The sequence below is a fragment of the Acinetobacter endophylla genome (assembly GCF_053543775.1).
This window is the reverse complement of sequence record NZ_JBLVOM010000240.1, coordinates 85454-106532: the sequence shown is the minus strand read 5'-3', so window position 1 is coordinate 106532 and position 21079 is coordinate 85454. Positions and strand designations below refer to the sequence as shown.

Genomic DNA, 21079 nt, shown 5'->3' with positions numbered 1-21079 from the left:
GATTTTAGAAAGTACGTCCAATTTCGAACTGGATGTTTTTAGTATCATCACCGTCTTTTTTATTCAACGGATAAGCATAGCTAAGTGATAATGGTCCAATCATAGTGATCCAGGTGAAACCTGCACCCACGCTATAGCGCATATTATCTGCATCGAAACCGAAGTTATCTTTACAGTACTGCTTTCCATTTACTGAAGTGCCATTAACGAAAATATTTTCATTTGATACATCACATTGGATATCAAACACTTGTGCACCTTCAGCAAAGATGACTGGACGAACCTGACGTGCCCAATCCCCTTTAAATGGTACTGGAAGCACTAATTCGGTACCAAATTGAATTAGTGCATTACCACCTACTTCCTCAGGAGAAGGATCCGTTTGACCTGTATCAGAGAAATATACACCTGGATATTTAGGACCTAATGTACTATTTTCATAACCACGAACCGAACCAAAACCACCTGCATAGAAATTCTTGTAGAATGGCAAGTCATTACCATAACCCAACTTACCATAACCGCGCAGGACAAAATCTTTGCCTAATGGGAAAAATGCCTGAGCGTCATAAGTGACTTTTTGATACTCGACATCACTACCTGGCAAGGCAATTTCAGCATTGACACGATGTGACATACCCGTTGTCGGGAACATCGGTCTATTTAAGGTATTATAAGACCAACCTAAATTAAGGTTATAAGTCAAAAAATCACCCTGGAATTCTTGACCATATGGAACTGGATTAGGGCAAGGCTGGTAACCAGTAACATTCCCAGCAGAATCTTTAATTGGAACTAATGCTTGAGGACAATACTCACCACTTTTTGTTTCTTTTCCGCCATTACGTTCCAAATAATCAGCAACATAAGTCGACACATATGGACCAGTGGTCACATCGGTCTGATCAATGTTCAGGCCTAGGCTAACACTCTGGTTTTCATCAATTGGATAACCAAAGTTAATCCCACCACCGAAACTGTCTGTCACATAGTTATTGACGTTATAATCATCATCCAGCTTGGTTTTACGGTAATACATGTTATAGCCGCGACGCACACCATCAATGGTGAAGTACGGGTCCATCACGCTCAAGTTATAATAATCTTGGGTTTCAGAACGCGACAAATCGATTGAAACACTATTACCTGTACCCAGGAAGTTGGTCTGACTTAAACCTGCCTGGAAAGTTACACCACCGCTTTGTGAGAAACCAACTGCAAGAGTACTGGTCCCTGAATGCTGCTCTTCAACGGCAACATTCAAGTCCACCTGATCTGGTGCACCCGGAATACGTGCAGGTTTGATATCGACAGTTTTAAAGAACCCGGTACGCTCCAGACGGACCTTAGACAGGTCAATCCTTTCATTACTAGCAAGTGCACCTTCCATTTGGCGCATTTCACGACGTAGTACTTCATCTGCAGTTTTCGTATTACCAGTGAAATTAATACGTCGCACCGTGACTTGCTGACCCGGATTAATATAATAATTTAGATCAACCAGTTTGGTTTCGTTGTTAATTTGAGGAACAATATTGACTTCTGCATAGTAATAACCTGCATTACCATACTTACGCTGCAATAACTGCTTAACCGCGTTGACTTTTTCCTGCGAATAAATTTCGCCTTCTTTGAAAATTTGTAAAGCCTGTAATTCTTCAGTCTTATAAAGTGCATCACCTAAATATTTGGTTTGACCAAATTTAAATTGTTCGCCTTCATCCACAGAAACTTCGATGAAAACATTCTTTTTATCTTCACTCAAGTTCAGACTGGAATTGGTAATATTAAAATTGATATAACCGCGATTCAGATACATGGCACGCAAAGCTTCTAGGCTCGCCGCCATCTTTTCACGTGCATAACGGTCATTACGCGAAATGACCGAACTCCAGCCACTTTCTTTTACGGCAAAGGCCTGCTTGATATCAGACTCTTTAAATACGGTATTCCCGATAATATTGATATCGAAAACTTTAGCCGCTTTACCTTCAATAAAATCAATCAGCAATTCAACACGGTTATTTGGTCGAGGCGTCGTGGTGACCGTAATATCGGCATCATAACGACCTTGCTGCATGTATTGCTGTTCAAGTTCAGTTTCAATGGTTTGCAGTGCTGATTTTTTCAGCACTTCGCCTTCAGCCAGACCCATTTTTTTCAGGCCTTCTTCAAGTGCTTCCTTAGGAATCAGCTTATTGCCTTTCAATTCGATTTTCGAAATGACCGGGCGTTCAACAACTTGGAAAACCAAGGTATTGCCCTGCTGAACGGCTTTAATGTCATCAAACAGGCCTGATGCATACATGCTACGAATTGCATTGGCAATGACTGGATCATTGACCCGATCACCACTGTTAATCGGCACTAGGCCATACACATTGTCAGGAGTTAAACGTACTAATCCATCAAATTTTATATCTTGTACAATGAATTCATCTGCTGCATATACTTGTTGTGCTACTGCCATTGCACTAACGAGTGCCAGAGGCATAAATAAATGTGTGTGCTGCATGCCAGTCTTTTCCGCTGTTAATTTATTCCATTTACGTTGTTATAAACGCATAAAATCATTAAATAATGCCAGAAGCATCATACTGCCGAGCAGTACCATACCAATTTTTAGTCCAACCAATTGTATTTGTTCGGAAACAGGTTTACCACGAATTAATTCAACAAAATAGTAAACCAGATGTCCGCCATCAAGCATTGGAATGGGTAGTAGATTTAATATTCCTAAACTTACACTCATTAGCGCCATAAAGGAAATAAAAGTTTCCCAGCCCATTTCTGCGCTTTGTCCTGCCACTTTGGCGATGGTAATTGGACCTGATAAATTATCCAGGCCAATCAGGCCACGTACCATTTTGACAATCGAGTTCAGAATCATCGAAGATAAATGTGCTGTTTTATCAAACGCCATTACCAGTGCTTCGCCTGGCGAGTAATGAATGGTCTGTTTATATTCTGCAGGAATATTCAGTTTACCCGGATCGCTTTGTACGCCCAGCATACCGGTCACATTGCCCATATTGTCACGTTTGCCTTGCGGCATGACTTCTAGCTGAACCACCTGATTTTCGCGTAGAACATCCATTTTGAGTAATTTTTCTGGAGATGCCTGTACCACCTGCACCACATCAAACCAGTCTTTCATCTGAACGCCGTCAATAGCCAGGATCTTGTCGCCTTCTTTCAAACCTTGACGGATGGCTGCACCATCTTCACTCAGCTTGCTGATCACTGCCGGAATTTCTGGCCGATAAGGCAAGAACCCCAGGCTTTCTTGCGGCGATTGACTTTGATCTTTTAAATAGTTTTGAATCGGCAACTGAAACAGTTTGTTTTCACCAGCGCGATCTGCCTGAATAGAAACTACGCCAGTTTCACCAACACGATCTACCAAGGCATAACTGAGTTTTTCCCAAGTTTCCACCTGAGTACCATCCACAGCTACAATTTTGTCGCCCGGCTGCATTTGTACGGTTGCAGCAGGCGTATTTGGTAAAATTTTGCCTACACGGGTATTGAGCTGTTCTTGTGCCGGTAAAAATAACACCCAGAATAGAAGAACTGCAAAAATCAGGTTGATTAATGGTCCCGCTGCCACGATGGCGATTCTTTTCCACGGATGCTGACGATTAAAAGCTTTGGGTAAGTCTTCTTCAGCGACATTACCTTCACGTTCATCCAGCATCTTGACATAGCCACCCAAAGGCAAGGCAGACAATTGATACTGAATTCCGGATTTTTTCGAGGTCCATTTTAATAATGTTGGCCCAAATCCAATCGAATAGACCAATACTTTAACGCCCAGTTTACGCGCCACAATATAGTGACCGAACTCGTGAATCGCAATTAAGGGACCGAGTAAGAGAATTGCTGCGGCAATCATAAACAAGGCATTCATATCTTAACTTCCTTTACTCACAACGTATTGCTGTGATACACCTCGTGCCATTTGATCTGCTTGCAAGATAGCGTCCAGATCATGTGCAGGTTGATTGTCCATCTGATTTAGGACATGCTCAACTACCTGAGGAATTTGGGTAAATCTGATCTGTTGATTTAAAAATGCAGCAACTGCAATTTCATTGGCCGCATTTAAAATCGTAGGTGCAATTCCGCCACTCTGCATGGCCTGACGGGCCAGTTTTAATGCAGGGAAACGGAGCATATCCGGTTCTTGAAAATTAAGTTGTGAATGCATAAACAGATCCAGTGGCGCCACATGCGTACTAATACGCTCAGGCCATGCCAAAGCATGTGCAATAGGCGTGCCCATATCTGGATTACCCATTTGTGCCAAAGTCGAACCATCAACGTATTGAACCATGGAGTGAATAATACTCTGTGGATGCACAACAACTGTAACAAATTGTTCTTGAACTGCAAACAAATGGCAGGCTTCGATCAATTCTAAACCTTTATTCATCAAGGTAGCAGAATCGACTGAAATTTTTTGACCCATGGACCAGTTAGGATGCTTGCAAGCTTGGGCAGGTGTGACCTCTTCAAGTTGCTGCATGCTATGGTTCAGAAACGGCCCACCCGACGCGGTCAGCAGAATCTGGGATACACCCAGTTTGGGCTTGCCATGACGCTCTGCCTCAAAATAATGCTGTGGCAGACATTGGAAAATCGCGTTATGTTCAGAGTCAACGGGAAGCAGTAATGCCCCATGATCGCGCGCTGCCTGCATCATGATGTCACCCGACATCACCAAAGCTTCTTTATTGGCCAACAGTACGCGTTTACCCGCTTTCACAGCAGCCAATGTCGGCAATAATCCTGCAGCCCCAACGATTGCTGCCATCACAATATCAACATCAGCGTGTTCAGCCACAGCAATTAAACCGGCTTCATCTTGCAGAATTTCAATATTAGCCAAATGATGTTGCTGGAGTCGTTTTGAGAGTTCATCTACTTTTTCAGCCGGCACCACCGCCACTTTAGGACGGTATTGCCGGCAAATTTCAACCAGCTCCTCGATACGACTTTGCGCGGTCACAGCAAAAACCGAGTATGCTTCAGGATGTCGCTGCAAGATTTTTAAAGTACTTTGACCAATGGAACCTGTAGCACCCAGTATACAAACTGCTTGTGACATTTATAAATCTACACCAATAAGTTTTAAAACAGCCATACCTGCTGCAAAGATTGGAGCTGCAGCAAGCAAAGAATCAATACGATCCAGTACTCCGCCATGTCCTGGCAAAATTCGACCTGAATCCTTAATACCGGCACGACGTTTGATCATGGATTCAAACAGGTCACCCAGTACCGAACTAAATACTGTAACCACAGAGAGAATCAGGAATAAAATCAGTTCTGGCCAGGTCATATCCAGATAAAGTAAGGCAACTGCCGTTACAATCAGCATTGAAGTAACAATACCACCATACAGCCCTTCCACAGATTTATTAGGACTAACATTCGGCGCCAACTTTTTCTTGCCAAATTTACGACCCACAAAATACGCACCACTATCTGCGCCCCATACCAGTAAAAACAGGTACATCAGCCACCACGGTGAACTTTGCCAGACAGAGAAAATTGCAGTAACCGCAGCAGAGATCAGAACTACGCCGATTCCGTGCAGGCTGGCGTTGTACCAGCCATCATATTCAGGATAGGTTTTAACCCAGTAAATGCTGAGCAACCAAGTAATTATAGAAGCCACCCATAACAATAAGGCAACTTCGGCAAAATACAATGCCAAAGCTGAAAGTGCTGCAGTGAGCACTCCATATCCCCAAGCAACAGGTTTGATGACATATTTAAATTTTCGCGGCATGAGTTTGAACCACTCATAACCGGCCACCCCAGCAGCAAGAACCATCAATACAAACATTGGATAATGTGATTCAGTAGCAAACATACAGCTCAGTACAACTGCTACCAACACCAATGCGGTTATAATCCGCTCAAACATGTATTAATTCTCAAGTTTTTCCTGATGAATCTGTTCTGATGTTTTACCAAAACGACGTTCACGCCCGCCAAATACGGCAAGTGCATCATCAAGTTCTTCAACGGTAAATTCTGGCCATAGCGTCTCAGTGAAATACAGCTCTGCATAGGCTGCCTGCCACAACAGGAAATTCGACAGACGGAAGTCCCCACCCGTACGAATCAGCAGATCAACTGCAGGTAAATCACCAAGGCTGACATATTGACCAAATACATCAGTATTAATTGCATCAAGATCTAATTTATTTGTTAAAACATCGCTGGCAATTCGCTGTGCAGCTTGTGCCATATCCCACATACCACCATAACTGATTGCAATAGTGAGTGTCATACTATTGAAATTAGCAGTCCTTTCTTCGGCATGCAACATAAGCCCCTGTAATTCTGGGGACAAACGGCTGCGATCACCGATAAAGCGTAAGGCAATATTGAATTTTTCCATGCGGGGTAATTGTTCATGAATGGTGTCAACCAGCAATTTCATGAGCAATTCAACTTCAAACTGTGGACGATTCCAGTTTTCACTGGAAAAGGCAAATACAGTTAAAGCCTGGATATTTCTTTTTTTACAGTGTTCAACAATCGGATCCAGAACCGTTTTTCCTTCACGGTGTCCATCACCTTTCTGCATCTGATTTTTTTTGGCAAAACGATTGTTGCCATCCATGATGATGGCAACATGTTTCGGAAGACGGGGATTTTCTTCAGCAACGGTCATCGATGAATTAGACCTTCATCAATTCAGCTTCTTTCGCAGCCAAGCGCTTGTCAACTTCAGCAACAAATTTGTCAGTAATTTTCTGGATTTCGTCAGCAGCACGACGCTCTTCGTCTTCAGAAATTTCTTTTTCTTTCAACAAAGCCTTGATATCGCCCAATACATCACGACGGATGTTACGGATCGCTACTTTGGCATTTTCTGCTTCATTACGCGCAACTTTTTGCATGTCACGACGCGTTTCTTCAGTCAACGCCGCCATCGGTACACGAATCGCATCTGCTGTAATTGGGTTCAGACCCAAGTCAGATTCACGAATCGCTTTATCAATTGCAGAAACCATTGAACGTTCGAAAGGCTGGATTAACAAAGTACGTGAATCTTCAACACCTACGTTTGCCACCTGGTTCAATGGAACGTCTGAACCATAGTAAGAAACCATCACGTTATTTAAAATTGATGGATGCGCACGACCGGTACGAACTTTTGCAAAACCATGCTCTAGAGATTCTAGAGTTTTGTTCATACGGTCTTCGCTGTCTTTTTTAAGATCGTTAATCATATGATCTTCCTTACTTAATTCTTGAAAAGAGGTTATTACTAAATTAGCGTGTAGTATAAAGTGCTTTGGTGCTCACGTCATTAATTGGTAACGTGAGTCCCTTCTTTTTCACCCATCACAACGGAAAGCAATGCGCCAGATTTATTCATATCGAATACTTGTAGCGGCACGTTGTGATCACGACATAAACAGATTGCAGTTAAGTCCATTACACCCAGCTTTTCGTCCAGAACCTGGTCAAAAGTCAATGTGTCATATTTAACCGCATCATCATATTTGCTTGGATCTTTGTTATATACGCCATCAACTTTGGTCGCTTTCAAAATCAAGTCTGATTCGATTTCGATACCACGTAAACAAGCAGCAGTATCTGTCGTAAAGAACGGATTACCTGTACCTGCCACGAATACACACACTTCACCCTGAGTCAGGTAACGGATCGCATCACGGCTTGAGTAAGACTCAACTACAGCACCAATCGGCAATGCAGACATTAAACGGGTTTTAATATTACGGCGCACCAAAGCGTCGCGAAGTGCCAAACCGTTCATGACTGTTGCCAGCATACCCATCTGGTCGCCAGTTACACGGCCAACCAGACCATCTTTTTGTAGCTGGCTACCGCGATACAGGTTACCACCACCCACAACAATACCTACTTGTACGCCTAAACCCACGAGGTGCGCAATAGAAAGTGACATCTGATCGAGCACTTGTGCATCGATCCCCATGTCTTTATTGCCTGCCAGCGCCTCACCAGAAAGCTTTAACAGGATGCGACCAAAGCGTGGCTTTTTAGAATCCAACATCATCAAACTCCAAAGTATTCAATTTAAATTTTTTTAATTCAAAATCTTAAGCAGACTTGACTGAAATGAGTTTTGCATACAGATCGTATTCATCTGCATCAGTAATTTCGACTTCAAGTAAATCCCCCGCCTTGATGACGCTTTTATCGATATCTTCAACAAAAACATTACCATCAATTTCAGGTGCATCTGCATAAGAACGCGCAACCGCTACCGGGAATTCATCTTCCAGGTCATCTACCAGCACAGTCATGGTCTGACCGATACGTTTTTGGAGTTTGGCTGCCGAGATTTCTTGCTGAACCTGCATGAAACGCTCATAACGCTCTTGTTTAATTTCTTCAGGAACGTGATCTGGCAAATCATTTGCTGTCGCACCTTCAACTGGCGAATAGGTAAAACATCCCACACGATCCAGCTGGGCTTCTTTCAGCCAGTCCAGTAACATCTGGAAGTCTTCTTCAGTTTCACCCGGGAAGCCCACCACAAATGTTGAACGCAACACCAGATCAGGACATTTCTCGCGCCAGATTTTCAAACGCTCCAGTGTATTTTCACTGTGCGCAGGGCGTTTCATCAGTTTGAGAATTTTTGGACTCGCGTGCTGGAATGGAATATCCAGATAAGGCAGGATTTTACCTTGTGCCATCAGGTCAATCACAGCATCCACATGCGGATACGGGTAAACATAGTGCAAACGCACCCAGATTCCCAACTGACCTAATGCTTCACACATGTCATAGAATTTGGTTTTAACCGGCTGGCCATTCCAGAAATCCAGCTTGTATTTCGTGTCCAGGCCATAAGCAGAAGTATCCTGGGAGATGACGAGTACTTCTTTTACACCGGCACGTTTCAGCGCTGCAGCTTCATCAAGCACAGAACCGACTGGACGTGAAACCAGATCGCCACGCATGCTTGGAATAATACAGAAGGTACAACGATGGTTGCAGCCTTCAGATATTTTCAGATAAGCATAGTGTTTTGGCGTCAGGCGGATGCCTTGCTCTGGAACCAGATCAATAAATGGATTGTGTTTTGGCGGCTCAGGTACGTATTGATGAACCGCATCCATAACTTCTTTATATGCCGCTGCACCTGTCACTTTCAGGACATTGGGATGCATTTGGCGAATCTTGTCTTCGTCTTTACCTAGACAACCTGTTACGATCACGCGACCATTCGCGCTCATCGCCTCACCAATCGCATCTAGCGATTCTTGCACTGCGGATTCAATGAAACCACAGGTATTTACTACAACTAAATCAGCACCGTCATAATCCGAAGCGACGTCATAACCTTCAGTCTTTAACTGGGTTAAAATACGTTCAGAATCTACCAATGCCTTAGGACAACCTAAAGATACAAAACCGACTTTGGGGGACTTCATGAATTTTCGCTCTACTAGAATGCGCGTATTGTATGTCTTTTCGCATCATAAAAATAGTTGAAAACCTGACTCTTTGCATCATGCACTAAAATATTGCCATAAAATATTCAACATACCCACTCATGCACCAAAATGAATCATTTTAGATTTACAGCTTCAATTTAATCCGCTATATCTAAGATGAATTGTGTTGCTCTGTCACATTTCTGCATTTCATCGCAATAAATAATCTCTCGTCATAAAAGTTGGCGTGCATCTTGCATCAAATCAGAACTTAAAATTGATTAAATTGCTTTATGAAGATGCCATTGCGCCATTTTAATACAGGAACAAACCCGCGAATGGATCAAATTATTCCGATCGACTATCGTGCTTTAGTGGACAATATGACCACGTGTATCTTATTGATAGACCGCGATCTTAATATTTATTATCTGAATTCTGCCTGTGAAGCCTTATTTGATGTGAGCTTATTCCGCGCGAGCGGCACATCTGTGCTCAATATTTTGCAAAACCCGACAGATGAGTTCAATACCGAAGAAGCCCTGAATAATACTTTAACTACGGGACAACCTTATACACGCCGCGAAGCCACTATTCTGGTCAACTTTAAAGACATTCATGTCGACTACACTGTTTCTCAGCTAAATCTGGGTAAACCTTATCATCCGCTACTGCTCATCGAACTCAATCCTCGCGATCGCATGTTAAAAATTTCACGCGAAGAAAATCTGCTGCAACAGCATCAGGTAGCGCGTCAGCTGATTCGCGGTGTCGCGCATGAAATCAAAAATCCACTCGGTGGCATTCGTGGCGCGACTCAATTACTGGCACGTAGTTTGAATGATCCACAATACAAAGAATTTACCGACATTATCATTAGCGAAGTGGATCGACTGAGAAATCTGGCCGATACCATGCTCGGCTCACGCCAGCTTCCGAGCTATGAACTGGTCAATGTCCATGAACCCTTGGAACGTGTACGTTCACTGATTGCCAACCAGACCAAAAAGAAAATCAAGATTATCCGGGATTACGACTTGTCCTTACCGGAAGTTCTGGCAGACCGTGACCAATTGATTCAGGTCATTTTGAATATTTGCGCCAATGCCGTACAGGCCATGACCGAAAACAAGGAATTCTTTGTCGAACATCAACCGGAACTGATTTTAAGAACCCGGATCCAGCGTCTTTTTACTATTAACGGGGTGATTCACCGCTCTGTGGTACGGATTGATATTGAAGACAATGGCCCAGGTGTGCCGGAAGAGATTATCGAATCGGTGTTTTATCCGCTGGTCACCAGCCGTGCCAAAGGGACCGGACTGGGCCTCAGTATTGCTCAAAATATTATTCATCAGCACAACGGCATGATCGAGTGTCAGTCGGTAGCTGGAAAAACCGTCTTTAGCTTATATTTACCTTGGGAGTCAAATCATGTCGCGAAATAAAATATGGGTGATTGATGACGATCGCGCCATGCGCTGGGTACTGGAAAAGACGTTTAAAGAGGAAGGTCTGGACGTTACCAGTTTTGAAGAAGCACAATCTGCACTGGATCAACTGAGTCTGGAAGCACCCGATGTGATTTTGACCGATATCCGTATGCCAGGAATTGATGGTCTTACCTTCCTGGGCAAGGTTAAACACAATTATCCTGACTTGCCTGTGATTATTATGACGGCGCATTCAGACTTAGAGTCGGCTGTATCCAGTTATCAAACCGGTGCTTTTGAATATTTACCTAAGCCTTTTGATATTGATGAAGCACTGGCGCTGGTAAATCGTGCGATTTTACATATCACCAAGCTACAGCAACAAGAATCAGCAAAAGCCGCCCCACCAATTCAATCTACCGAGATTATTGGTGAATCGCCTGCCATGCAGGAAGTGTTTCGTGCCATTGGCCGTTTATCACAATCGCATATTACCGTGTTGATTAATGGTGAGTCTGGTACAGGTAAAGAACTGGTAGCTCATGCCCTGCATCGTCATTCACCACGCAGTTCAAAACCTTTTATTGCCCTCAATATGGCGGCGATTCCAAAAGACCTGATCGAAACTGAACTGTTCGGCCATGAGAAAGGTGCATTTACCGGTGCTAACACCCAACGTCAGGGTCGTTTTGAACAGGCCAATGGCGGCACGCTGTTTTTAGATGAAATTGGCGATATGCCATTTGAGACCCAGACCCGTTTACTGCGTGTCCTAGCTGATGGAGAGTTTTATCGTGTTGGCGGTCATATTCCGGTTAAGGTCGATGTGCGTATCGTGGCAGCGACACATCAGGATCTGGAAAAACTGGTCCATGATGGTCGTTTCCGGGAAGACTTGTATCACCGCCTGAATGTAATTCGTATTCATATTCCAAAACTGGCACATCGCAGTGAAGATATTCCGATGTTGGCGCAGCATTTTCTGGCACGTGCCGGGAAGGAACTTGGGGTCAATCCAAAGATTCTGCGTCCTGAAACCCAGGAATATATGCAGAAATTGCCGTGGCAAGGTAACGTGCGTCAACTTGAGAACACCTGTCGCTGGCTGACTGTCATGATCACAGGTCGTGAAGTCTATCCTGAAGACTTGCCACCTGAGCTGAAACAGATTCCAATTCATCAGCAGGATCCGGGCGCGCCAATTCCAACGCTGAACCAGATCGCACCGCATCACTGGGATGAATTGCTGGGTCAATGGGCGATGCAGAAACTCAAAAACGGCGAGATGAAACTTCTGGATGTTGCAACGCCGATGTTTGAACGCACCTTGATTAATGCAGCCTTGCAACAAACCCGTGGCCGTAAACGTCATGCCGCAGAACTTTTAGGTTGGGGTCGCAATACTTTAACGCGCAAGCTTAAAGAACTGGGCATGGATACCACGGATGATGAAATCGAAGAAGAAATAGAAAGTTAATTTTTCCATATAAAAAAGCGCCGATTGGCGCTTTTTTATTAATGATAATTTATGCAGTAAAACCCACATAGCGGAAATACCCATCTATGCCCAGATCAGACTTATAGATCAGATAATCTGGATAAGTCGCCTGGGTGATTTCATCCAGCATATTCACCTGATCATCATTGGCATGCAGATCATCTACAGAACGCGGCATGCTGTGCTCGAATTCATCGGTCATATATTCAAAGCCGATATCCATGGCAATAAACAGGGTATGCTCACAAGGTTGCACATATTGCTCTTCTGCCCAATCAATCACGTTGTGCTGACAATGTGGACAGGCAATATTATCAGTGGCCTGAATCGAGAGTGGAATAAGTTGATAAGCCATATAAAAATCAATCTGTTTGCTATTCGTATATTTTAGCAAATTTTATGGACTGACTTTATTCAATTAAAAGTCTCGACGATAAAAAAGGGAATTTTCAGATTCCCTTTTTGTCTTGATAGATCTCAATGATTAATTACTTATGAGCAGCCTTATAACGTGATAGTGCAGTGACGGCTACTGCCGATACGACCACTGCTGGTAAACTTGCCACAAGAATACCTGTGGTGCCCAAACCTAATGCCAGAATTTTTCCAGTTAATAATGGTCCAGTCATCGCCCCTAAACGCCCTAAAGAGATCGCACTGCCCACGCCTGTCACTTTGCCTGCGCCTGAGTAAAAAATCGGTGAGATCCCATATAGAATAGATTGACCACCCGTAGAGAAAATGCCACCCATGACTCCCGCCAAAATTAATAACGGAATAGAAGTTGTGGTGAATAACAATACCAAGGCAACAAACAAGCCACTATAAATGATGGTCGCCATTTGCCAAAGCTTTAAACGATCCAGTAAATAACCTAGGCTCAGGGTTCCAATAACCGCGCCCACCTGGAACACCAACATCACCAGAAATGCCTGTTGTTTCTGCAAACCTTGTTCCATAAGCAAGTTAGGTAACCAGCTGATCAAAATATAATTGATCATCAAGGTAAAAAAGAAACCAACCCAAAGAGGCACTGTATTTTTATACTGTTGCTGCTTGAACAACACCTCAGCCATTCCCGGCACAGCTTCGCCAGAAACCGGTACTTCCCGCATTCACTTTAGGCTTATCTTTAAGAATAAATGCCATCAATGGAATCAGTGCTAAAGGCGTTAATCCCCCAATCAGGAACAAGGTTTGCCATTGAATCTCCGGAAGCAACATGGCCAGACCGGCAACAAAGATCGCCCCTACCGGCAAACCACAATACATCAGACTATTTAGCTTGCCACGGTTGGCTTCCGTTGCTTCATCACCGACGACTGAAATCATGGTTGGCATTGCCGCACCTAAACCCAAACCAGTAAAGAAACGCGCTGCATATAAAACTTCGATGCTTGGCGCAATTGCAGTCAACGACATGAACAGACCAAAAATAGTCACAGAAAGCATTAGGACTTTCTTTTGTCCTAGATAATCTGCAATACGTCCGCCAAAGAATGCGCCAAACAGCATTCCAAAGACACCCAGACTAAATACATAGCCCATTTGGATTTGATCTAAACCAAAGCTTGCTGCAATTCCTTTCGCCGCAATCCCGGGAGCTTGAAGGTCAAAACCTTCAAAAAATGCGACCCAGAAACATAAGAATATCGTTAATATTTTTTGGGCTTTTTCGCTGTATGACTGTGCCATGACTGATCTCCATCAATAATTCACAAACCGTTTGATAGTCTGACGATCCGTTGCATTATTCTTAACCTAATCTTGATAGAGAAATAGCACGACAATAGTCGGGTTTAAGCACATCAGCATGTGTAAATATCATCTAAATTAGACCTAAAAGATTGTATTTATAGACTTAATACATCTTAACAATATTTATTATATATATTTATCAATAACTTAATTTAATAGTAGTTATTTTTAATTCAACGATAGTCAAAACTTATACAAAACTACAAGCCGATAAAAAGCCCGCTTAATGCGGGCTTTTTTAGCGCAAAATCTTAAGCAGATTTCTTTGCTTGTGCATTCTTACGAATTGTAATCATCACCAGTTGAACTGCTGCAGGGGTTACACCTGGAATACGACTGGCTTGCGCCAATGTTTCAGGACGAACATCTTTCAGTTTCAGGGTAATTTCACGGGACAGACCTGACACGATGTCATAATCGAAATCCGCAGGAATACGGGTTTCTTCAAGACGTTTCATTTGTGCGACATCTTCATGCTGACGATTAATATAACCCGCATATTTCACTGCAATTTCAATTTGCTCACCGACAAATGGTGATACTTCAGAATTGGTTAACTCTGCAATTTGAGCAAATGAAATGTTTGGACGTTTCAACAAATCGATCGCCGAACATTCTTTAGACAGGTCTGCACCGGTCATCTCAACGAATTTCTTGCCCATTGGATTGTTTGGTGCAGCCCACAGGTGTTGTAAACGACCCGTTTCTTTTTCTACTGCTTCCATTTTCTCACAGTACACTGCCCAACGTGCATCATCCACTAGACCCATTTCACGACCAATTGCTGTTAAACGCTGATCTGCGTTATCTTCACGCAGCATCAAACGGTATTCGGCACGTGAGGTAAACATGCGGTACGGTTCTTTGGTACCGAGTGTGATCAGGTCATCAACCAGTACGCCCATGTACGCTTCATCACGTTTTGGCGTCCATTGCTCCTGATCCCAAGCACGGCGTGCAGCGTTCAAGCCTGCAAGCAAACCCTGCGCACCCGCTTCTTCATAACCGGTTGTGCCGTTGATTTGACCGGCGAAATACAAGTTATTAATTGCTTTGGTTTCAAGGGTAAATTTCAACGCTTGTGGGTTGAAATAATCGTATTCAATGGCATAGCCCGGACGGAGAATGTGCGCATTTTCCATACCACGGATCGAGCGAACCAGTTCAAACTGAACGTCGAACGGTAAAGAAGTCGAAATACCATTTGGATAAAGCTCATGTGTATCCAGGCCTTCAGGCTCCAGAAAGACTTGGTGAGAATCTTTATCGGCAAAACGGTGAATTTTATCTTCAATCGATGGGCAGTAACGTGGACCCACACCTTCGATCACACCAGTGTACATTGGTGAACGGTCTAAACCGCCACGAATGATTTCATGTGTGCGTTCATTAGTATGCGTGATATAGCAATTTACCTGCTCAGGATGCATTGATGCATCGCCCATGAATGACATGGTTGGAGACGGGAAATCACCCGGCTGTGGCGTCATCACAGAGAAATCGACTGAACGTGCATCAATACGCGGTGGTGTACCTGTTTTTAAACGACCCACTGGAAGTTGAAGTTCACGCAAACGATGTGCCAAGGAAATTGACGGCGGATCACCCGCACGACCACCGCTAGATTTCTCCAGACCGACGTGGATGACACCACCGAGGAAAGTACCTGCTGTCAGCACCACAGTTTTAGCATCAAAATGGATACCCATTTGGGTAACCACACCTTTTACAGTATCGCCTTCAACAATCAGGTCATCTGCGGCTTGCTGAAAAATATCAAGGTTTGCTTGGTTTTCTAATGTTTCGCGAATAGCCGCTTTATAACGTACACGGTCCGCCTGCGCACGTGTTGCACGTACTGCAGCACCTTTACGCGAGTTCAAAATACGGAATTGAATACCGCCTTTATCGGCAGCCAGTGCCATCGCACCGCCCAAGGCATCAATTTCACGCACCAAATGCGATTTACCAATACCACCGATGGCCGGGTTACAACTCATCTGCCCTAAAGTCTCAATGTTATGAGTTAAGAGTAAAGTCTGTCGACCCATACGCGCTGCAGCCAGAGCCGCTTCCGTACCGGCGTGACCGCCACCGATAACAATGACATCGTATACTTTAGGATAATGCATAGTGGTAATTGAGAGATAAAAAAGAATAGCTGAGCATTATAGCAAATTTCACTCTAAAGTAGACAAATTCAGTTGAATTTATCCTGAGATAAATCGCACTTAACTCGCATAACAATAAAGCACTGTAATTTAACTTTGCAGAGGAACTATATAAATTAAACATATAAGCTGAGAAATTTACTCGATTTGCATTGTTTAATCTCGCGCATTTTTTAATCTATATGTTGGTTACATTACAAACAAAGGTATAAAAGATGAATAAGAATATTTTCCTCTCAACCGTTCTATGTGGTTTATGTTTTGCGCCATTTGCTGCATCAGCGAATGATAAGGTCGAAACCATTTATAATGCACAAAAGTACCAACAGGTTTGTAAAGGCAAATCCCAAGGTGCACAAGTCAGTTTTGCCTATCGTGGCATTATCTGGAATGGTACCTGTGAGCCGCAGTTTTTCGCTTCATCCAAAAATGCTTCAATCAAAGGCGATGAAGCCGAACTCATGAGTACCTGTAGCGGCAACAGTGGTGCGACTACTGCCACCATCAATGGTGCCGAAGTCAAAGGTAAATGTGCATTAGGCTTTATGCCACCACGCCCTCAGGGACAATCTCAGATGCAAAGCCAACCGATGCAGCCACATATGCAAAACCAGCCTATGCAGCATCAGATGAACCAGCCAGCACAGCCTGATTCACCAATGCAAGGCCAGCCAGGTATGTAGCCGATATATATCTAAATAGTTTAGATTTCAAGTAAAAGCTTTGACGGGCAAAGTGATTGCATTTTGCCCGTTTTTTATTGCTTATTTATTCATCTAGGCTAAACTGGAAATATACCTATAAATGCATAATAAAAAGGCAAATTCATGGATTCGGGGTTTTTTAGCGTTTTTTTGCCAATTACATTGGCAATTATGATGATGGGGCTGGGGCTAGAACTCACTATCAAAGATTTCCTGCGCTTAAGTCGCTATCCTAAAGTCATTTTTATTACTTTATTTGCGCAGTTAGTCCTATTACCCAGCGTTGCTTTTTTTATTTGTCTGATTTTGGACTTGCCCGCTTTGCTTGCTGTAGGTCTGATGTTGCTAGCCGCCTCACCTGGTGGCCCAACCGCGAACCTATTTAGCTACATATATAAAGGTGATGTGGCACTGAATATTACTCTAACCGCCATTAATACCATCATCTCTATTTTTACCCTGCCCTTTATTATCAATCTGTCCTTACACTACTTTATGAGTCATGACTCAAACGTGACTTTTCCAGTTGAAAAGATTATGCAGGTCTTTTTAATTACCTTGATTCCCGTGATCATGGGTATGCTGCTTCGGGCCAAATTTCCAAACCTGTCAATTACTGTCAGCAGGCCCATGCGCTTACTCTCTATCGGTTTTCTAACCATCCTATTGATATTCGCCATTTTCAGAGAACGTTCGAATTTGGTCGAATACTTTGCCAATATTGGTGCAGCAACTGCGATTTTATGTTTTTCCAGCCTGTTTATTGGCTATTGCATTCCTTTACTCATGGGTATCCCAGAGAAAATGGCACGCGCCTGTACCTTTGAAATTGGCATTCATAACACTGCCATTGCGCTGACGATTGCGATATCGGTCTTAAATAATGTCACGATGGCTATTCCTGCAGGCATTTATACAATTTTCATGTACAGTTTCGCCACTATTTTCGGTGTGCTGATTAGTCGCCAGCAAGTGGTGTATAGCAATAAAAGTCGTTTATCAGATTTGTAATTTATTTGGCTGATTCTGCTATAAGGCTGTATGCTTTTCTAAAGAAAATCAGAAGTATTAAAACAATTTTCGACAAGGAGCATACAGATGGATTCTGGCCTTATAACGATATTACTGCCGCTGGCACTTGCAATCATCATGATGGGACTGGGCCTTGAACTGACGCCTCGGGACTTTAGCCGTGTCACTCGTCACCCCAAAGCCGTATTTATAGCATTGTTCTGCCAACTGGTTATTCTGGTTGGCATTGCCTTTTTACTCTGCAAGCTATTCGCTTTAACCCCATTACTCTCAGTCGGGTTGATGCTCTTGGCGGCTTCGCCCGGGGGTGCAACAGCCAACCTGTTTAGCTATCTGTTTAAAGGTGACTTAGCCCTCAATATCACTTTGACTGCTATCAACTCAGTCATCGCAGCGATTACCTTACCTTTAATTATTAATTTTTCGATCATGCATTTTATGCAGGATAGCCAGCAAGTTGGCCTGCAATTCGGCAAGATTCTGCAAGTCTTTGCGATCATCCTGATTCCGGTGGGAATTGGCATGTTGATTCGGCGCTATGCACCAGGCGTGACAGCAAAACTGAATCGGCCGCTGCGGATTTTTTCGATTGGCTTTTTGGTGCTGATTATTATTGCCACACTCATCAAAGAGCGCAGCAATATCGGTGAATACTTGACCCAGGTGGGTCTGGCGACTGCCTTGTTCTGCATCCTGAGCCTGAGTATTGGTTATCTGATTCCGCGACTACTGAATATTAATAGCGCTCAAGCCCGTGCCAGTGCATTTGAAATTGGCATTCATAACAGCACCCTCGCCATGACCATTGCCCTGACCGTGATTGGCAGTGCTGCTGTGGCGATCCCAGCCGCGGTTTATTCTATCTTTATGTATATCTTTGCTGCAATTTTTGGCAGTCTATTGAATCGGCTTGCACCACTCCCGGCGCAAACACCTTTAACGAATCTGGATTAGATAAGCTCTGGAACTGTTCAAAGGATGCCTCAGGCATCCTTTTTATTTTGGGAATGGATCAAGAAGATAGCAGCGTTGAGTCTGAACTTCCGTTACAATAGCTTTTTGAAAAATGTATAAAGGTTATTTCTGTGAAGTGGTTACAAATTCATATTACGGTTGAACAGGCTCAGGTTGATTTTACTGAGACATTACTCAGCTCGCTAGGCGCAGTGAGTGTGACTCTGGATGATGCTGAAAACCAGGATTTGCTGGAACCACTTCCAGGTGAAACACCACTCTGGAATAAAGTGATTGTGACCGGTATTTATGCGCAGGAAGAAGGCGAAGAAATCGATGTTGCCGCACTAGAAACCTTTATTCGTGCACAAATGCCAGATGCTCCGATCCGTCATGAACTGATTGAAGATCAGGCTTGGGAACGCACCTGGATGGATGCCTATGAGCCAATTCAGATTGCTGATAAATACTGGATCGTACCGGAGTGGATGGAAGCACCTGATGCCGATGCGGTAAATATCAAGCTTGATCCAGGTCTGGCTTTCGGAACAGGCAACCACGCTTCAACTTTCCTGTGCTTACAATGGCTGGGCAAGATTGATGTGAAAGATAAAATTGTTATCGATTATGGCTGTGGTTCAGGCATTCTCGCGGTAGCTGCACTGCTATTAGGTGCGAAAAAAGCATATGCCACTGATATCGATCCACAAGCTGTACTGGCGACTCAGCAAAATGCTGAACTGAATGGCGTACTGGACAAACTCTATGTCGGATTGCCAGAAGAATTTAGAGATGAGCTCGGTAATACCAAAGCTGACGTATTTGTTGCCAATATTCTGGCAGCACCACTGATGATGCTGGCTCCTGAGTTCGCAACTTTAATTAAATCTGAGGGACAGTTCGCACTTGCTGGAGTTATCGAAGAGCAAGTTGCTGATGTTACTAGCATTTACTCAAATTATTTTGATATATTAGAGGTAGAAAAACGAGATGAGCACTGGTGCCGTATCTCGGGTAAACGCCATAAGAACGAATGAGCCTATAAATAATCCATGAGTGACAAAAGAACCCATTGCCCTACCTGTTCCACCACCTATAAGGTCACAGTTGCTCAACTCACCGTTGCGCAGGGTATGGTTTGCTGTCCCAAATGTACCACCTCATTTAATGCCTTATCGCATTTGGTGACCGAAACCCGGAATTCGGTCACCGTCTCAATGTCTCAGGCTCAGTCGAACTCCAGCGAATTCATCAAAACTGATGCTCAAAATAACTCAGGTGTTTATCACACGGATCAGCAGCATCGTCATAGCCTGCTACAGATTTTTGACCAAAAAGTTGAACATTCCAATATTGATCTGGAAACCTATTTAAATAACCTGAATTATTTCAGTACCGAGCCGATTTCAGTTCTGCCGAGCATGAACTGGGAAGATCAGGCAGAAAAGCAGACTAAACGCGGGCCAATGTACTATCTAGGCTGGAGTTTACTCAATCTGTCACTATTCAGCCTGCTGCTATTTCAATTTTTCTGGTTCAATCCGCAATACATCAAAAACAGTCACGTCATGAGTCTGGCTTTTAACAGTGCCTGTGAAGTGTTTAATTGTTCCAATCTGGAAAAATACTACACACTAATTCAGGCCAATAAAGTCAAAATCAAGGCAACCGGTAATAATGAAGCTGAGTTTAGCGGTGAGCTGATCAATTTTCATGACCGTAGCCTGGCCTTACCGATTTTAAGAATCAATCTGGAACATCGCGGTGAAGTGATTGCAACTTATAACCTGTCCTCCGAAGAGTACCTGATTGAAAGTCTGGTCAATATTCAGCGCATCCCAAAAAACAGCCCGTTTAAATTCAAATTTAAGCTTCCAGTCGATCGTAAAAGCTTTGATCGCTATACTTTGGAAATAATTCGCCCCTAATCTGCTGAGAAAGCATTAAAAAATTAAAAAAAGTTAAAAAAAATGCAGTTTTCTTGCTCACTTTTGCTTAGACAATGGTATGATACGCGCCACGAAAGCTATGTGCTGCAACTCCTCGCGACTTTTTCACAACAAATACAGTCTTG

The 21079-nt window shown here is 43.4% G+C and carries 17 protein-coding genes and 1 pseudogene; 7 read left to right on the top strand and 11 right to left on the bottom strand.

Annotated elements, in window-relative coordinates; translation table 11 throughout:
• Positions 1 to 4: 4 nt before the first annotated feature.
• The 8 genes from bamA to rimO form a co-directional block, all read right to left on the bottom strand.
• Positions 5 to 2515 carry an outer membrane protein assembly factor BamA gene (bamA, locus tag ACNPNW_RS10465; protein ID WP_448766966.1) on the bottom strand — a complete coding sequence of 837 codons (2511 nt, stop codon included), beginning with the start codon at positions 2513 to 2515 and terminating at the stop codon, positions 5 to 7.
• A 39-nt stretch (positions 2516 to 2554) separates the two neighbouring features.
• Positions 2555 to 3910, bottom strand: a complete 1356-nt coding sequence (gene rseP / locus ACNPNW_RS10460) for an RIP metalloprotease RseP (RefSeq protein WP_420937257.1) — start codon at positions 3908 to 3910, stop codon at positions 2555 to 2557.
• 3 nt (positions 3911 to 3913) lie between these two features.
• The gene (gene ispC / locus ACNPNW_RS10455; protein WP_004646717.1) at positions 3914 to 5110 is read right to left on the bottom strand and encodes a 1-deoxy-D-xylulose-5-phosphate reductoisomerase; all 1197 of its coding nucleotides are present in this window, start codon (positions 5108 to 5110) and stop codon (positions 3914 to 3916) included.
• The gene (locus tag ACNPNW_RS10450) at positions 5111 to 5935 is read right to left on the bottom strand and encodes a phosphatidate cytidylyltransferase (RefSeq protein WP_004646715.1); all 825 of its coding nucleotides are present in this window, start codon (positions 5933 to 5935) and stop codon (positions 5111 to 5113) included.
• 3 nt (positions 5936 to 5938) lie between these two features.
• Entirely contained in the window at positions 5939 to 6691 is a 753-nt protein-coding gene (uppS, locus tag ACNPNW_RS10445; protein WP_004646714.1) for a polyprenyl diphosphate synthase, read from the bottom strand.
• A gap of 7 nt (positions 6692 to 6698) precedes the next feature.
• Entirely contained in the window at positions 6699 to 7253 is a 555-nt protein-coding gene (gene frr / locus ACNPNW_RS10440; protein ID WP_004279885.1) for a ribosome recycling factor, read from the bottom strand.
• 80 nt (positions 7254 to 7333) lie between these two features.
• Complete coding sequence (pyrH, locus tag ACNPNW_RS10435; RefSeq protein WP_004646713.1) at positions 7334 to 8062, bottom strand: UMP kinase; 729 nt, start codon at positions 8060 to 8062, stop codon at positions 7334 to 7336.
• Positions 8063 to 8108: 46 nt separating this feature from the next.
• On the bottom strand, positions 8109 to 9452 hold the full coding sequence (gene rimO, locus ACNPNW_RS10430) for a 30S ribosomal protein S12 methylthiotransferase RimO (protein WP_004646712.1): 1344 nt from the start codon (positions 9450 to 9452) through the stop codon (positions 8109 to 8111).
• A 341-nt stretch (positions 9453 to 9793) separates the two neighbouring features.
• Between rimO and glnL the strand changes: the two genes are divergently transcribed.
• Positions 9794 to 10903, top strand: a complete 1110-nt coding sequence (gene glnL / locus ACNPNW_RS10425) for a nitrogen regulation protein NR(II) (RefSeq protein WP_004646711.1) — start codon at positions 9794 to 9796, stop codon at positions 10901 to 10903.
• Positions 10890 to 12365, top strand: a complete 1476-nt coding sequence (gene glnG / locus ACNPNW_RS10420) for a nitrogen regulation protein NR(I) (protein ID WP_004646710.1) — start codon at positions 10890 to 10892, stop codon at positions 12363 to 12365. Before glnL ends, glnG begins: the two co-directional genes overlap by 14 nt.
• 49 nt (positions 12366 to 12414) lie before the next feature.
• Here the strand turns inward: glnG and ACNPNW_RS10415 are convergent, their stop codons facing one another.
• From ACNPNW_RS10415 to mnmG, 3 genes and pseudogenes are all read right to left on the bottom strand, one after another.
• Positions 12415 to 12741 (bottom strand): hypothetical protein, encoded by a 327-nt coding sequence (locus ACNPNW_RS10415; protein ID WP_005100855.1) that lies wholly within the window; start codon positions 12739 to 12741, stop codon positions 12415 to 12417.
• A 133-nt stretch (positions 12742 to 12874) separates the two neighbouring features.
• A pseudogene (gene mhpT / locus ACNPNW_RS10410) lies at positions 12875 to 14081 on the bottom strand (3-(3-hydroxy-phenyl)propionate transporter MhpT).
• 314 nt (positions 14082 to 14395) lie between these two features.
• Positions 14396 to 16276: a tRNA uridine-5-carboxymethylaminomethyl(34) synthesis enzyme MnmG gene (mnmG, locus tag ACNPNW_RS10405; RefSeq protein WP_420937256.1), complete on the bottom strand. Its 1881-nt coding sequence runs from the start codon at positions 16274 to 16276 to the stop codon at positions 14396 to 14398.
• A 254-nt stretch (positions 16277 to 16530) separates the two neighbouring features.
• On the opposite strand from mnmG, the gene ACNPNW_RS10400 reads away from it, so the two are divergent.
• The 5 genes from ACNPNW_RS10400 to ACNPNW_RS10380 all read left to right on the top strand — a co-directional run bounded on the left by ACNPNW_RS10400 (position 16531) and on the right by ACNPNW_RS10380 (position 20933).
• The gene (locus tag ACNPNW_RS10400) at positions 16531 to 16998 is read left to right on the top strand and encodes a hypothetical protein (RefSeq protein ID WP_004279893.1); all 468 of its coding nucleotides are present in this window, start codon (positions 16531 to 16533) and stop codon (positions 16996 to 16998) included.
• A 144-nt stretch (positions 16999 to 17142) separates the two neighbouring features.
• Entirely contained in the window at positions 17143 to 18030 is an 888-nt protein-coding gene (locus ACNPNW_RS10395) for a bile acid:sodium symporter family protein (RefSeq protein ID WP_224215723.1), read from the top strand.
• A gap of 87 nt (positions 18031 to 18117) precedes the next feature.
• Positions 18118 to 19005 (top strand): bile acid:sodium symporter family protein, encoded by an 888-nt coding sequence (locus ACNPNW_RS10390; protein WP_420937255.1) that lies wholly within the window; start codon positions 18118 to 18120, stop codon positions 19003 to 19005.
• A gap of 131 nt (positions 19006 to 19136) precedes the next feature.
• Positions 19137 to 20042: a 50S ribosomal protein L11 methyltransferase gene (prmA, locus tag ACNPNW_RS10385; protein ID WP_005100866.1), complete on the top strand. Its 906-nt coding sequence runs from the start codon at positions 19137 to 19139 to the stop codon at positions 20040 to 20042.
• 15 nt (positions 20043 to 20057) lie between these two features.
• Positions 20058 to 20933 (top strand): MJ0042-type zinc finger domain-containing protein, encoded by an 876-nt coding sequence (locus ACNPNW_RS10380; protein WP_420937254.1) that lies wholly within the window; start codon positions 20058 to 20060, stop codon positions 20931 to 20933.
• Positions 20934 to 21079: the final 146 nt, after the last annotated feature.